General features: G+C 66.1%; 15 protein-coding genes. 12 read left to right on the plus strand and 3 right to left on the minus strand.

What is annotated here, in order from left to right; translation table 11 throughout:
- Window positions 1-902, minus strand: a 902-nt coding sequence (gene xylB / locus Q0D93_RS14645) for a xylulokinase (RefSeq protein WP_294395690.1), incomplete at its 3' end; no start/stop codon positions are given.
- 45 nt (window positions 903-947) lie between these two features.
- Complete coding sequence (locus Q0D93_RS14650) at window positions 948-2,099, minus strand: glycoside hydrolase family 43 protein (RefSeq protein WP_294395693.1); 1,152 nt, start codon at window positions 2,097-2,099, stop codon at window positions 948-950.
- 218 nt (window positions 2,100-2,317) lie between these two features.
- On the opposite strand from Q0D93_RS14650, the gene Q0D93_RS14655 reads away from it, so the two are divergent.
- Window positions 2,318-2,767, plus strand: a complete 450-nt coding sequence (locus Q0D93_RS14655; RefSeq protein ID WP_294395696.1) for a hypothetical protein — start codon at window positions 2,318-2,320, stop codon at window positions 2,765-2,767.
- Between the two features lie 147 nt (window positions 2,768-2,914).
- Here the strand turns inward: Q0D93_RS14655 and Q0D93_RS14660 are convergent, their stop codons facing one another.
- Entirely contained in the window at window positions 2,915-4,192 is a 1,278-nt protein-coding gene (locus tag Q0D93_RS14660) for an MFS transporter (protein ID WP_294395698.1), read from the minus strand.
- Window positions 4,193-4,267: 75 nt separating this feature from the next.
- Here Q0D93_RS14660 and Q0D93_RS14665 point away from each other — a divergent pair, with 75 nt between their 5' ends.
- The 11 genes from Q0D93_RS14665 to hflX form a co-directional block, all read left to right on the plus strand.
- Window positions 4,268-4,855, plus strand: a complete 588-nt coding sequence (locus Q0D93_RS14665; protein WP_294395701.1) for a GNAT family N-acetyltransferase — start codon at window positions 4,268-4,270, stop codon at window positions 4,853-4,855.
- Window positions 4,856-4,867: 12 nt separating this feature from the next.
- The gene (pgsA, locus tag Q0D93_RS14670; protein ID WP_294395703.1) at window positions 4,868-5,416 is read left to right on the plus strand and encodes a CDP-diacylglycerol--glycerol-3-phosphate 3-phosphatidyltransferase; all 549 of its coding nucleotides are present in this window, start codon (window positions 4,868-4,870) and stop codon (window positions 5,414-5,416) included.
- A gap of 1 nt (window position 5,417) precedes the next feature.
- Entirely contained in the window at window positions 5,418-5,675 is a 258-nt protein-coding gene (gene moaD / locus Q0D93_RS14675) for a molybdopterin converting factor subunit 1 (protein WP_294395704.1), read from the plus strand.
- Window positions 5,672-6,142: a molybdenum cofactor biosynthesis protein MoaE gene (locus Q0D93_RS14680; RefSeq protein WP_294395706.1), complete on the plus strand. Its 471-nt coding sequence runs from the start codon at window positions 5,672-5,674 to the stop codon at window positions 6,140-6,142. Before moaD ends, Q0D93_RS14680 begins: the two co-directional genes overlap by 4 nt.
- Window positions 6,143-6,170: 28 nt before the next feature.
- A complete protein-coding gene (dusB, locus tag Q0D93_RS14685; RefSeq protein WP_294395709.1) occupies window positions 6,171-7,169 on the plus strand; it encodes a tRNA dihydrouridine synthase DusB in 999 nt (332 codons plus the stop codon).
- A complete protein-coding gene (locus Q0D93_RS14690; RefSeq protein WP_294395711.1) occupies window positions 7,145-8,248 on the plus strand; it encodes an ATP-binding protein in 1,104 nt (367 codons plus the stop codon). Before dusB ends, Q0D93_RS14690 begins: the two co-directional genes overlap by 25 nt.
- A gap of 2 nt (window positions 8,249-8,250) precedes the next feature.
- Window positions 8,251-9,690 carry a nitrogen regulation protein NR(I) gene (gene ntrC, locus Q0D93_RS14695; protein ID WP_294395713.1) on the plus strand — a complete coding sequence of 480 codons (1,440 nt, stop codon included), beginning with the start codon at window positions 8,251-8,253 and terminating at the stop codon, window positions 9,688-9,690.
- 75 nt (window positions 9,691-9,765) lie between these two features.
- Entirely contained in the window at window positions 9,766-11,985 is a 2,220-nt protein-coding gene (locus Q0D93_RS14700) for an ATP-binding protein (RefSeq protein WP_294395715.1), read from the plus strand.
- 4 nt (window positions 11,986-11,989) lie between these two features.
- A complete protein-coding gene (locus Q0D93_RS14705) occupies window positions 11,990-13,375 on the plus strand; it encodes a sigma-54 dependent transcriptional regulator (protein ID WP_294395717.1) in 1,386 nt (461 codons plus the stop codon).
- A gap of 150 nt (window positions 13,376-13,525) precedes the next feature.
- On the plus strand, window positions 13,526-14,014 hold the full coding sequence (gene hfq, locus Q0D93_RS14710) for an RNA chaperone Hfq (protein WP_294395721.1): 489 nt from the start codon (window positions 13,526-13,528) through the stop codon (window positions 14,012-14,014).
- Window positions 14,015-14,045: 31 nt separating this feature from the next.
- Window positions 14,046-15,093: GTPase HflX (gene hflX, locus Q0D93_RS14715; protein ID WP_294395718.1), on the plus strand; the 1,048-nt coding region annotated here is incomplete at its 3' end.

Below are 15,093 nucleotides of genomic sequence, written 5' to 3' on the forward strand. Positions count from 1 at the left end.
TTCGCCACCCAGTCGATGCAGGCGGCGGCGCTCAGGTGCACCGCCATCTGGTGCCACATATCGGGCAGGGCATGGCAAAAGGCATGGACCGCGCGGGCGGGATTGGGGCGCAGAGCATCGGTCGCCACGAAGATCACGCCAGACGTGCCGAGCGACAGCAGCGCGTCGCCGTCCGAAACCACGCCGACGCCGATCGCACCGGCGGCATTATCGCCGCCGCCGCCGACCACCCGAACCGGGTCCATCCCCCACTGCTCCGCCACGTCGCGGCGGAGCGTTCCGGTGACGGCCGAGCCTTCATGCAGCGACGGCATCTGTTCGCGGGTCAGACCGGTGGCGGCGAGCAGGTCGCCGCTCCAGTCGCGGCGGGCGACGTCCAGCCACAGCGTGCCGGCGCTGTCCGACATGTCGGACGCCTTGTTGCCCGTCATCCGCAGCCGGACATAATCCTTGGGCAGCAGGATGGTGCGGACCTTGTCGAAGATCGCGGGCTCGTGCTTGCGCACCCAGGCGAGCTTGGGTGCGGTGAAGCCCGGCATGACAAGGTTGGCGCCGATACCGTGGAAGTCGGCGGCAGCCTCCAATTCCTCGCACTCGGCATATGAGCGGCCGTCATTCCACAGAATGGCCGGGCGCAGGGGCTTGTCATCGCTTCCCAGCAGGGTGGCGCCATGCATCTGCCCGGCGAGGCCGATGCCGCGCACCGCCCTACGGACGGCGGGGTCGATGGCCCGGACAGCAGAGCTGGTGGCCGCCCACCAATCCTCCGGCGCCTGTTCCGACCAAAGGGGATGCGGACGGGATACGGTGAGCGCGGCCGTACCCTGGCCGGCCACGCTGCCGTCGGGTGCGATTACCACGGCCTTCACGCCGGACGTGCCGATGTCGATGCCCAGAAACATACGACCTCTTATGCTGGAGGGGAGAGGCGGTCGCCCGCCTGCTCGTCACTTGGTGAAGGGATCGATCGTCCGGATCGTGCCGTCCGGATTGAACGTCAACTCGGTCGCCTTGGCGCTGCGCAGGTGGTTCTTGTTGGACAATTGCGTGTCCGCATAGAACAGCCACCACTTGCCATTATGCTGGATGATCGAGTGATGGGTCGTCCAGCCCTGCACCGGATTCAGGATGTGGCCCTTGTAGGTGAAGGGGCCATAGGGGTTCGTGCCGACGGCATAGTTCACGAAATGCGTGTCGCCGGTCGAATAGGTGTAGTAGTATTTTCCGTCCTTTTTGAAGACCCAGGACGCCTCGAAGAAGCGCCGGTCATGGTCTCCGCCTAGGACGGGCTTGCCCTTGTCATCCAGGATCACCGCGTCGCGCGGCTTTTCCGCGAATTGCTTGAGGTCGGCGCTGAGCTTTACGACCTGGCCCGACAAGGCCGGCTGGCTGTCCTGCTTCAGGTCGGTGTCCGAGCCGTTCGGATCATATTCGCCATTCTTCCAACGCTGAAGCTGCCCGCCCCAGATGCCGCCGAAATACATGTAGGCCGTGCCGTCATCGTCGGTGAATACGGCCGGATCCATCGAGAAGGAGCCCTTGATCGGCTGCGCTTCGGCCTTGAACGGGCCCATTGGATTGCCGGAGGTGGCGACCCCGATCTTGAACGCGCCCAGACCGTTCTTGTCCTTGGACTTGTCCCGTGCCGGGAAGAACAGGTAGTAGGTGCCGTTCCGGTACGCCGCGTCGGGCGCCCACATCTGCTGCGACGCCCAGGGCACATCCTTCACGTCGAGCGCCACGGGGCCTACCTTTACCGGCGCGCCGACCCGATCCATTTCCAGGACGCGATAATCGTGCATGGCATATTGGTTGCCGAGATCGTCGTCCGGAATGTCGGTCGCGACGTCGTGCGAGGGGTAGACGTAGATCTTGCCGTCGAACACATGGGCGGATGGATCGGCGGTGTAGATCTCCGTCACCAAAGGCTGCGACAGGTAAGCGCGCCCATCGGGCGATCGCGCGGGAACGGCCGGGCGGACCGGCGCATCGGCGGCGGCCGCTTCGTTGTGAGCCGCATCCCGGTCACCACTACAGGCGACGGGCAGCGCGGATAGGGTGAGAGCAAGCGCGAGGCGCCCTGCGTTGGTAACAGCCATGCATCCCTCCTGGTGGATTATCATTTTCGCCCGGCATGTGCATGGAAGACGCCATGCATCGCAAGACGAAGGTCCCGCATCGGCGTGGAAGCGGGTATCTGTTAGCGCTAACAATAGCCGACAATAAGCAGTGATCAAGCATGATCGTCTTCCACGGATCGTTTCGGAACCGTTCGTCAACAGGACGGTTCAGGATCGAACCCTCAGGGAGAAGTTGCATGGCCGATACGGACGTTGACGGCACCGCCACCGACGCGGGCACCACCAACAAGGCGAAGACGACGCGCCGGCGCCCGGACAGCAGCACGGCCACGCCCAAGCGGAAGGCGGCCCCCAAGGCAGCGGCCCGACCGGCACCGCAAACCAAGGATGCAGGTGAAGCGCCCGGGCCCAAGCGGCGCGCGACTGCCCGCAAGCCTGCCGAACGCAAGACCAGCGCGGCCAAGGCGGCAACCCGGACCAAGGCCGCGGCGACCCGCGCCGCAAACTCGGTCAAGGATGCCGCACCCCAGGTGAGCGCGCGTCAGGTCGCGTTGGGCGCCGGGGTTCTCGGTGCCATCGCGGCGGGTGCGGCTGCGTTGCTCAATCGCAAGCGGATCGTGGCAGCCGTGGCGGAGCATGGCGGCAAGGCAGAAACCGGTCCGGACACGAAGCCGAGCGCGACCTGATCTCCGGCGGTAATCAGGTTTCGCGGGCGTTTTGGATGGCCATGACGTCCGCGGAGGCCCGCCTGTTCCTGCGTGCGTGGCTATGCGGGTTCCTGGCGATCGTCCTTCTGATCGGTTGAACTCGTCCCGGATCGCTTATTCAATCGATCAGCAATGCGCCCCGCATGCCCGGTGAAGCCGCCACGACAGCGCCGCCGCGCCGACGCACAATACGGCCACGCTCGCCAGCGTGTTGATCACCGTCACGCCCAGCGACGCCATCCCGATCGCCATCACCGCGCCGATCACCATCGCGCCCGAATTGACGATGTTGTTCGCGGCCACGGTACGGGCGGTATGGTCTTTCTCCACCGTGGTGGTGAGAAAGGCATAGAGCGGAACCACGAACATCCCGCCCGTCACCGCGACACCCAGCAGGGCCACGCTGACCAGCGGGGCGCCCGGATGTCGCACGAATTCCGCCAGCGTGAAATAGGTGCCGTCGGTAGATGGCGCCCAAGTCCGCGCCGCATTCGCCATCAACAGCACGAAGCCGCCCATGGCGATCACCGATGCCGGGGCGTAGCGGGCAGACACCCGTCCCGCGAGCAGGCGGTTGATCAGGACGGAACCGATCGCGACCCCTACGGAGAAGATGGCCAGGAACAGGCTGGCGACCTGCTGGTCGGCGGTGAAGATGTTCTTCACCAGCGGCGGGAACTGCACGATCAGTACCGAACCGATCATCCAGAAGAAGCTGATCGACAGGATTGCCAGAAACAGACGCGGAATATGCAACGTCGCGGACACCAGGCGGACAGAAGCGCGCACCACATGATGGTCGATGGCCGGCCGCTCGCCGGGGGGCGGGGCAGCCGGGATCTCGCGCGCGGTCCACCAACCCACGCCGGCAACCGCCAGCACCATGATGGCAGTCAACTTGGCATCGATCAGCCCCGCCAGGATCGTCCCGCCGAGAATCGCGATATAGGTGCCGGCTTCGACCAGGCCGGTTCCGCCGAGCACCTCGTCCTCATGCAGGTGCTGGGGCAGGATCGCATATTTGATCGGGCCGAAGAAGGTGGAATGCACCCCCATCGCAAGCACCGCCGTCAGCATCAGCGGTACCGATGCAAGTATCAGACCGGCGGCCCCGACCAGCATGATGCCCATCTCCGCGGTCTTCACCGTGCGGACGATGCGGGCCTTGTCGTAGCTGTCCGCCAGCTGACCGGACAAGGCCGACAGCAGAAAGAATGGCAGGATGAACAGGCCGGTGGCAATGGCGTTGAATGCCGCCTCCTTTTTCGGATCCGAATAGATCGAATAGGTGGCGAACAGAATCATGGCCTGTTTGAACAGGTTATCATTGAACGCACCCAGGAACTGGGTAGCAAACAATGGCAGGAAGCGCCTCTTGCCCAACAGGCCCATGGAGGGCGTCATTGCGGGGCGGCGCCCTTGTTGATGGAAATCGTCACGGGCAGGCCCCATAGCCGAGAAGGGCATGCAACTCCAACCATGATCGGAGGGGACGGGAATATGGAGCGGGATGGGGCAACCTTGGCGCCGGTGATCGAGACCGCCCGGCTGCGGCTACGCATCCATGTCGCGGGCGATCACGCTGCTCGCTGCGCCATCACCGCCGACCCGGAAACCATGCGTTTCATCAGCGGGCAGCCGCAGAGTGCGGAGGAGAATTGGCTGCGCATCCTGCGTTATGTCGGCCATTGGCGGCTGTTCGGCTATGGTGTGTTTGCAGTGGAGGAGACAGCGACGGGACGACTCGCCGGGGAAGCGGGCCTGATGCATTTCGGCCGGGACCTGGGCGGCGATTTCGATCCGGCACCCGAGGCTGCATGGATCATGGCGGCATGGGCGGCCGGGCAGGGCTATGCGTCGGAGGCGATCACGGCCGCGATCGCCTGGCACGAAGGCAAGGTCGGCAATGCGCGCCAGGTGTGCATCATCGCGCCGGACAACCACCCCTCGCTCCGCGTGGCGGCGAAGCATGGCTTTCGGCCGTATCGGGAAACGCTGTACCATGGAAAGCCGGTGATCGTGCATGAACGCGTACAGCCTCTCCCATTCCACGCCGAACCCCGCTAGGCTCACCATCGCATGCTGACGCTGCCCAACCTTCTGACGCTGTCGCGCATCATCGCCATGCCGGTCATGGTGCTGCTGCTATGGCATCCTTCCACCCGCGACTATTGGTTCGCTTTCGGCCTCTATGTGCTGGTCGGAGTCACCGATTATTTCGACGGCTACCTTGCACGTGCGCAGGGCGCGGTGTCCAAGCTGGGCATCTTTCTCGATCCCATCGCCGACAAGATCATGGTCGCCACGGTGATCGTGATGCTGGTGTTCACCCGTGCCATCGATGGCCCGGCGGTGATCGCCGCGCTTATCATCCTGCTGCGGGAGATTGCGGTGTCGGGGCTGCGCGAGTTCCTGGCCCAATTGCGCGTGTCGCTTCCAGTCAGCCAGTTGGCGAAGTGGAAGACGACGTTTCAGCTGGTGTCGCTCGGCGCGTTGATCTTCGCGGGCGCGGTGCCGACGCAGGTGTGGGTCGCATGGGTCGGCCTGTTCAGCCTGTGGGCGGCGGCCGGCCTGACCCTGGTGACGGGATGGGATTACCTTCGCGTCGGCCTCAAGCATATGGACTGACGTGACGCTGACCATTCTCTATTTCGCGTGGCTGCGCGAACGGATCGGGACCGGCGAGGAGCGGGTCGGCATACCCGCCGGCGTCACCACGCTGGATGAGCTGATCACCTGGCTGTCCGCGCGGAGCGACGCCCATGCCGCCGCGCTGGCCGACCGCACCCGCCTGCGCGCGGCGATTGACGGGCATTATGCGCCGCTCGGCACCGCCATCACCGGCGCGCGCGAAGTCTCGCTCTTTCCTCCGGTAACCGGCGGATGATCCACGTCTCGGTCCAGGAGGATCCGTTCGACAGCGGTGCATTGCTGAAGCCGTTGGAGGCGCTCGGCGGCGGTGGCGTGGCCAGCTTCACCGGCCTTGTCCGTGGCGACGGCGGGTTGGTCGAATTGCTGCTCGAACATCATCCCGGCATGACCGAGAACGTGATCAGAAGTTTGGTGGAGGAGGCGATCGCGCGCTGGAGCCTGCTGGGTGCCGTGGTGGTGCACCGTCATGGACCGATGACGCCGGGCGAGGCGATCGTGATGGTGGGCACCGCCGCGCGCCACCGTGGCGAGGCGTTGGATGCCTGCACATTCCTGATAGATCGTCTGAAGACCGAAGCCCCGTTCTGGAAGCGCGAGCGTTTCGTGGACGGCCGCACCGCCTGGGTCGAGCCGCGCTGCACCGACGACTCGGCGGCGCGCCGCTGGACGCAGGCGATTGCGGAAAGCGGGTTGAGCCTGTAGACGCTGCTTGTTTTTTAGGCAGTAGAGCGTGTCCCGGCTGAAGCCCCTCACCATCGGAAATGTCACCATCGCCACGCCGGTGATCCTGGCGCCCATGACCGGCGTCAGCGACCTGCCGTTCCGACGGGTGGTGCGCGGCTATGGCTCCGGCCTCAACGTCACGGAGATGATCGCCAGCCAGGCGGCGATCCGCGAGACGCGCCAGTCGATCCAGAAGGCCTTGTGGGATCCTATCGAGGATCCAGTTTCCATGCAGCTGGTCGGGTGCGAGCCGGAGCAGATGGGGGAGGCAGCGCGGCTGGCGGAGGACAAGGGCGCCGCGATCGTCGACATCAACATGGGCTGCCCGGTTCGCAAGGTGGTGAACGGCGACGCCGGCTCGGCCCTGATGGCCAAGCCCAAGCTTGCCGCCGAGCTGATTGCGGCGACGGTGAAGGCGGTGAAGGTGCCGGTGACGCTCAAGATGCGCATGGGCTGGGATCATCAAAGCCTCAACGCCCCCGAACTGGCGCGCATCGCCCAGGATCTTGGTATCCAGATGATCACCGTTCACGGTCGCACCCGCTGCCAGATGTACAAGGGATCGGCGGATTGGGCGTTCGTGCGCCGCGTCAAGGATGCGGTGTCGATCCCGGTGATCGTAAACGGCGACATACTCTCGGTCGAGGATGCCGACACGGCGCTGGAGCAATCGGGTGCCGATGGCGTCATGATCGGGCGCGGCAGCTATGGCCGGCCCTGGCTGCTGGCGCAGATCATGCGCTGGCTGGATAGTGGCGACCAAGTGCCCGATCCGTCGGTTGCCGAACAATATCGTACGATGATCGACCATTATCACGATATGCTGAGCCTCTATGGCAAGGATGTGGGCGTCAACATGGCGCGCAAGCATCTCGGCTGGTATACCAAGGGGCTGCCCGGATCGGCCGAGTTCAGAAACCGTGTGAACCAGATTGCCGACCCGGACCTCGTCCTGGCGATGTTGCAGGACTTCTACGCGCCGTGGACGACCAGGGCGGCCGCATAAACCCGCCGGGCGGCAAGGGGGCGGGGCAGCGGGTGCCTGCCGACGCCCTGCTGACCGCGCTGCCGACGCCCTTGCTCGTCCTGGACGAACAAGGCGTGATCGTGGACGCGAACGCGGCGGCGGAGGCGCTGATGAACCTGTCGCGCACGGCCATGGCGGGCATGACCATCGCGGAAGCGACCGGCCACCACCTGAAAACGATGCCGAGCGAGACGCCGTTCGTCGCCTACGACCTCGACATCATGCTGCCGCATCACCGCGCGCTCAAGGGCGACCTGGTCGTGGCACCCCTGCCGAACTGGCCGGGTTGGCGGCAGGTCGCGATCCATCCTCGGCCCAGCGCGGGTCCGATCGCGCGCCGCGCCGGCGCGGGACTGACCGCCGCCGGGGCCGCCGCGATGCTGGCGCATGAAATCAAGAATCCGCTGTCGGGCATTCGTGGGGCGGCGCAACTGCTGGAATCCAGCATCGACGACAATGGCCAGGTGCTGACGCGGCTGATCTGCGACGAGGTGGATCGCGTAGCGGCGCTGATCGACCGGATGGAAGGGTTTACCGATACCCGTCCGCTGGAGCTGACCGCACAGAATATCCACGCTATCCTGGGACATGCACGCGCCGTTTCGGAGCAGGGCTTCGGATCGGGCGTGACCATCCGCGAGAAATATGATCCTTCGCTGCCGTCAGTGCTGGGTCACCGCGACAGCCTGATCCAGATCCTGATAAACCTTCTGAAGAATGCGGCGGAGGCGGTCGAGCCGAACGGCGGCACGGTCACGCTGACCACGGCCTATCGCCACGGCATGCGGGTGCTGACCGATCGCGGCGATGGGCGTCGATCGCTGCCGATCGAGGTGTGCGTGATCGATGACGGGCCCGGCGCACCGCCGGAAATCGCGGAACATCTGTTTGATCCCTTTGTCAGCTCCAAGCGCAGCGGGCGGGGCTTGGGGCTGGCGCTGGTCGAAAAGCTGGTCGCCGATCAGGGCGGCATGGTCGAATATGCGCGGGAAGCGCGCGACGGGGGCGCGGACCGCACCGTGTTCCGCCTGTTGCTGCCCCGCGCGGCGAGGACATAGAGATGGGCGGGCGCATTCTGGTGACGGACGACGATGCGGCGATCCGTACGGTGGTGCGCGAGGCGCTTCGCCGGGCGGGCCATGTTGTCGAAACGGCCGGCAGCGTTGCCGAACTACGGCGTCAGTTGATCGCGTTCCGGCCGCAGGTGCTGGTGACGGACGTGGTGCTGCCCGACGGCAACGGTCTGGACGTGGTGCCGGAAATTGCCGAGCAGCATCCGCGCATGCCGATCATCGTCCTGTCGGCGCAGAACACCTTCACGACGGCCTTGCGGGCCACGGAGCAGGGGGCGTTCGACTATCTGCCCAAGCCGTTCGACCTGGCCGAACTGGCACAGGCGGTGCAGGACGCTCTGGATCGCGAGCCCGCGCCGGCCCCGGTCGCCGAGCCGGAGGCGGCGGACGACCTGCCGCTGATCGGGCGATCGCCGCCGATGCAGGAGGTGTATCGCACCATTGCGCGCGTCGTCTCCAACGACCTCACCGTGTTGGTACTGGGCGAGTCCGGAACCGGCAAGGAACTTGTGGCGCGCGCCGTCCACGATTTCGGACCGCGTCGGGACGCCCCGTTCGTCGCCGTCAACATGGCCGCCATCCCGCGCGAGCTGATCGAGAGCGAGCTGTTCGGCCACGAGCGCGGCGCCTTCACCGGGGCTGCCCAGCGCAGTGCCGGCCGGTTCGAACAGGCGCAGGGCGGAACCCTGTTCCTGGACGAGATCGGCGACATGCCGATGGAGGCGCAGACCCGGCTGCTGCGCGTCCTCCAATCGGGCGAGTTTTCGCCGGTGGGCAGCGCGCGTGGCATCCGTGCCGACGTCCGCATCATCGCCGCCACCCACCAGGACCTGTCCCGCCTGATCGTGGACGGGCAGTTCCGCGAGGACCTCTATTACCGGCTCAACGTCGTGCCGGTGCGGCTGCCGCCGCTGCGCGAGCGGGGCACGGACGTGGGTGAACTGGCGCGTCACTTCCTGGATCGCGCCGCCGCCGATGGCCTTCCGCGAAAGCAACTGGATGCATCGGCGGTTCTCGGGCTGGAGCGGCATGGCTGGCCCGGCAACGTCCGCGAGCTGGAAAACCTGATGCGCAGGCTGGCCGCGCTGACCCGCGAAAGCGTCATCACGGCAGCCATGGTCGAGCAGAAGATGGCTGATCCGGTCCTGCCAGCACCGGTCGAGGCCATGCCGCCGGATGCAGGGCTTGGAGATGCCATCGAGCAGCATCTCGCCCGCCACTTTGCCGACCATGGCACCAGGCTGCCGCCCGATGGATTGTACGACCGCATCATCGCGGAGGTGGAGCGGCCCTTGCTGAAACTGTCGCTCGCGGCGGTGCAGGGCAACCAATTGAAGGCCGCGCGCCTGCTGGGGATCAACCGCAACACGCTTCGCAAGAAGCTGACCGACCTAGGCGTGGGTCCGGCAGTCCGGCAGAGCGACTGATATTCGCGTTTTTATGCAACTCCTGTGTTCCCCCTGCAACGGGAGCGTGGTAGCCAGGTCACGATGGCGTCGAACGTGACCGACCGGACCTTCCGCAAACCGCGCTGGCGGCGGCGGTTGGCCATGGTCTGGCGCGGTGGCATCATTCGCCGCTTCAGCGAGCTGCTGGTGCTGCTGGTGATGGTTGGCATGATCGCTGCCACCGCCCTCGTCTTGCAACAGACCGGTGGCACGCTGCGGCCGCTCAGCCCGGCGGTGGTGGCGTTGTTGCTGGTCGCCAATCTGATGCCGGCGATGGGCCTGCTGGTGCTGGTGGCGCAGCGCATGGCGCGCGGCCGGTCGGAGCGAACGCCGCTGGGGCGGCGCGGCGGCCTGCATGCGCGGCTGGTCACGCTGTTCTCGATGCTGGCGGCGTTTCCGACCCTTTTGGTCGTGATCTTCGCTTCGCTGCTGTTCCAATATGGCGTGCAATTCTGGTTTTCGGATCGGGCCAAGGTGGTGCTGACCAACGCCGATCGCGTCGCGCAGACCTACATTGCCGAGCACAAGGCCAGCCTGCAGGACGACAATGTCGCAATGCGCGGCGACCTGCTGAACGCGCTGGCGCTTGCCCAGCCCGACGATCCGCGGTGGGATACGTATTTTGCCAGCCAGGTCTATTATCGCAAGCTCGACCAGGCGGCGGTGATCCGGGTCGTGCCCGACGGCAGCGAACAGCTGATATGGGGTGCCAATCTCGACCGGCGTTCGCTGGAGCAGCGCCTGCAACGCTTGCTGCTGCCGCAACTGAAGGATGGCAAGCCTCACAGTCGGGTGATGCACTTCCACCTTGAATCCGTGATCCAGTTCGACCGGGCGACCAATACCTTTCTATGGATCCAGCGCCGAGCCGATCCGGAGGTGCTGGCCCAGGCCGGGCGGGCGAATGGCGCCCTGGCGGACTATCGCTCGCTGACCGAGCGGGCGCGGGTGCTGCAGTTCCAGTTCAATGCGGCGCTGTTCTTGGTGTCGCTGCTGATCGTCGCACTGGCGATCTGGGTCGCGTTCCGGGTCGCCGATCGCCTGGTGCGCCCGATCGGGGACTTGGTCGGCGCGGCACGGCGCGTGGCCGGCGGGGATCTCGCCGCGCGCGTGCCCGCTCCCAACAAGCATGACGAGGTCGGTACGCTCGCCGCCGCCTTCAACCGCATGACCCGCCGGTTGCAGGAGCAGACCGGGGCCCTGGAAAGCCGCCGCGCCTTTACGGAGGCGGTGCTGTCGGGCGTTTCGGCCGGCGTCGTCTCGGTCGATCCCGAGCGGGTGGTGACCCTGGTCAACGTATCCGCCCGCGCCCTGCTGCGCACTACGGATATCGACCCCATCGGCCGCCCGCTGGAGGATGTCGCGCCCGAACTGGACCGGCTGCTCGACCAGAGCGAACCCGAGGCGGTGGTCCATATCGGGGTGGAGGGGGACCCCCGTACCCTGGCCGTCACCATTGTCGTTACGCAGAACGGCCATGTGCTGACCTTTGACGATATCACCCAGCAGTTGAATGACCAGCGACGCGCGGCCTGGGCCGACGTCGCCCGGCGGATCGCGCACGAGATCAAGAACCCGCTGACCCCGATCCAGCTTGCGGCAGAGCGGCTGCAACGCCGCTATGGCCAGGACATCGAAGACGACAGCGGCACGTTCGGCCGGCTGGTTTCCACCATCGTTCGGCAGGTGGGCGATATCCGACGCATGATCGATGAATTCTCGTCCTTCGCGCGGATGCCCAAGCCGACTTTCCGCACCGAAAACCTGACGGAGGTGGCGCGGCAGGTTCTGTTCCTGCATGAGGTGGCGCATCCCGGCATCCGCTTCACCCTTGTCGATCCGGCGGGACCACAGATGGTTGTATGCGACCGGCGACAGATGGGGCAGGCGCTCACCAACCTCGTCAAGAATGCGGTGGAGGCGATCGAGGGGCGGGGCGAGGATGCGGTTGCGGGCGCCATTACCCTGTCCATCGCCCGCGAACGCGAGCGCCTGACGATCGACGTCGCGGATGACGGCGTCGGCCTGCCGCCCGAGCGCGACCGCCTGACCGAACCTTACATGACGACGCGGGCCAAGGGCACGGGCCTGGGCCTCGCCATCGTCCGCCGGATCGTCGAGGAGCATCACGGATCGATGCAGTTCGCCGACCGGCCGGGCGGCGGGGCGATCGTCCATCTCGATTTCGACACTGCCGCGCTTGAACGGCTCGCCGAGGATGATCCGGCGGACGAGGAACGCGTGCTCGTTACAGCCAAGCTGGGGAGAGCCTGACACGATGCCGCTCGACATTCTGGTGGTGGACGATGAAGCCGACATCCGCGAACTGGTGGCGGGTGTGCTCGAAGACGAAGGCTATCACCCGCGCACCGCGGGCAATGCCGACGCGGCGCTGGCGGCACTCAGCGAACGGCGGCCCAGCCTGCTGCTGCTGGATGTGTGGCTGCAAGGATCGCGGCTGGACGGCCTGGCCTTGCTGAGCGAGGTCAAGAAGCGCGATCCCAGCCTGCCGGTGATCGTCTTTTCCGGGCACGGCAATATCGACACGGCGGTGGCGGCGGTCCGGCAGGGTGCGTTCGACTTCATCGAAAAGCCGTTCGAAAGCTCGCGCCTGCTGCATCTGGTGGCGCGGGCGACCGAGACGGACCGGCTGCGGCGCGAGAATGAGAGCCTGCGCGCGCAGGTCGGCCGCGATGACGAACTCACCGGCACCAGCCAGGCGATCAATCAGGTGCGCGCGACGCTGAAACGGGTCGCCGGCACCGGCAGCCGCGTGCTGATCGCGGGCCCGGCCGGCGCCGGCAAGGAAGTCGCGGCCCGGCTGCTTCACAACTGGAGCCCGCGCGAGCGGGCGGCCTTTGTGGTCGTCTCGGCCGCGCGCATGACGCCGGAGCGGGTGGAAGAGGAATTGTTCGGGGTAGAGGAGGGCAGCCAGCTGATCCGCCCCGGCCTGCTCGAACAGGCGCATGGCGGAACCCTGTTCCTGGACGAGATCGCCGACATGCCGATGTCGGCCCAGGCCAAGATCCTGCGCGTCCTGACCGACCAGAGCTTCACCCGCGTGGGCGGAACCCGCACCGTCAAGGTCGACGTCCGGGTTGTTTCCGCCACCGCCCGCGACCTTACCGCCGAGATCGAAGCGGGGCGGTTCCGGGAGGATCTCTACTACCGGCTCAACGTCGTGCCGGTGCAATTGCCCCCGCTGGAGCAACGGCGCGAAGACGTGCCGCTGCTCGCCGCCCACTTCGCCGCGCGCTATGCCGCCGAACGGCGCGTGCCGACCCCCGACATCAGCACGGAGGCGATCGCCGCCCTCCAAGCGTTCGACTGGCCAGGCAATGTCCGCCAGCTCCGCAATGTGATCGAGCGGACCATCATCCTCGCCCCGGCGTCGCGCATCGGCCGAATCGATGCCGACATGCTGCCGCCCGAATTGCTGAGCGGGCAGGCGGACATCGTGCCCGGCAATGCCGCGCAGGCGATCATGGGCACCCCGTTGCGGGAAGCGCGCGAGACGTTCGAGCGCGAATATCTCCGCGTCCAGATCCGCCGCTTTTCCGGCAACATCAGCCGCACCGCGACCTTTATCGGGATGGAACGCTCGGCACTTCACCGCAAGCTCAAGAGCCTGGGGCTGGCTGACCCGCGCGGCGAGGAGGAATGAGCGTCGTTATACTTGGCGCCGATGATCACGGGCGGCTTGTGCGATGCCACGCACATGCATAGATTGATGCGTCCCCGTATCGGGCGGGGGCGCACGACGCCGTGAACGGCGCAGCGCGGGCCATGACCCGCCAATAGAAGGCCAGTGATGATGGCGGACAAGACCAACAATCTGCAGGACATCTTCCTCAACTCGCTTCGCAAGTCGAAGACGCCGGTGACCATGTTCCTGGTCAAAGGCGTGAAGTTGCAGGGAATCATCACGTGGTTTGATAATTTCTCGGTGCTGCTGCGGCGGGACGGGCAGAGCCAGCTGATCTACAAGCATGCCATCTCCACCGTCATGCCCGCGCACACGATCGACCTGACCGAGATCGAGAATGCGGTGGAGGAGCGCAAGTCGCAGCTCCTGCAGGAAATCTTCCTGGCGGCGGTGCGCAAGAGCCAGGATCCGGTGACGATGTTCCTGGTCAACGGCGTGATGCTTCAGGGCGAGATCGCGGCCTATGACTTGTTCTGCATGCTGCTGCGTCGCGACGGGATGAGCCAGCTGGTCTACAAGCACGCCATCTCCACCGTGCAACCGATGCACCCCCTGAACCTGATGAGCGGGGAAGAGGGGGAGGATGTAGCGGGGTGAAAGCGCCCGCTTTCCTCCCCATATTCATGTCATGAGTGGTTTTACACGCGAACAGGCGGATGAGGTTCGGCACGGCGCACGCGCGGTGATTGCCTTGCCGGAATTGAGCAACGGCTTGCGCGACACGGACGCGCGGCTGGAAGAGGCGGCCGGGCTGGCGGGCGCAATCGGGCTGGACGTGTGCGACAGGATGGCATTTCGCCTGCGCGCGCCCAAGCCCGCGACCCTGTTCGGTTCGGGTCAGGTCGAACAGATCGCCACCGCCGCGCGGATGCATGATGCCGAACTGATCGTGGTCGATGCCGGCCTGACGCCCGTCCAGCAGCAGAATCTGGAAAAGGCGACCGAGGCCAAGGTGATCGATCGGACCGGCCTGATCCTGGAGATCTTCGGTGAACGCGCCGCCACGGCGGAGGGCCGGCTGCAGGTGGAGCTTGCCCATCTCGACTATCAGGCGGGGCGGCTGGTGCGGTCCTGGACCCACCTGGAGCGGCAGCGTGGTGGCTTCGGTTTTCTGGGCGGCCCGGGCGAAACCCAGATCGAGGCCGATCGGCGCATGATCCGCGACCGCATGGCCAAGATCCGGCGCGAGCTGGAACAGGTGCGCAAGACACGCGGCCTGCACCGCGCCCGCCGCGAACGCGCGCCGTGGCCGGTGGTGGCTTTGGTCGGCTATACCAATGCCGGCAAGTCGACCCTGTTCAATCGCCTGACCGGCGCCGACGTGATGGCGGAAAACCTGCTGTTCGCGACGCTTGATCCGACCATGCGGCAAGTGTCGTTGCCGGGTCTGGACAAGGTGATCCTGTCCGACACGGTGGGTTTCGTGTCCGATCTGCCGACCCAATTGGTGGCAGCCTTTCGCGCCACGCTGGAGGAGGTAACGGCGGCCGACCTGATCCTCCACGTCCGCGACATCGCCCATCCCGACAGTGAGGCGCAGCGCGCCGACGTGCTGGCCGTCCTGCGGGAGATCGGCGTCGGACCCGACCGGGAGGATGGCGAGGACGAGGGCGCCGCGATCATGGAAGTCTGGAACAAGGTCGACGCGCTGGACGAGGAGGGGCGCGAACGGGTCG

Origin of the sequence: uncultured Sphingomonas sp. (assembly GCF_934560975.1) — a bacterium.
In the GTDB taxonomy this organism is placed as follows: Bacteria; Pseudomonadota; Alphaproteobacteria; order Sphingomonadales; family Sphingomonadaceae; genus Sphingomonas_I.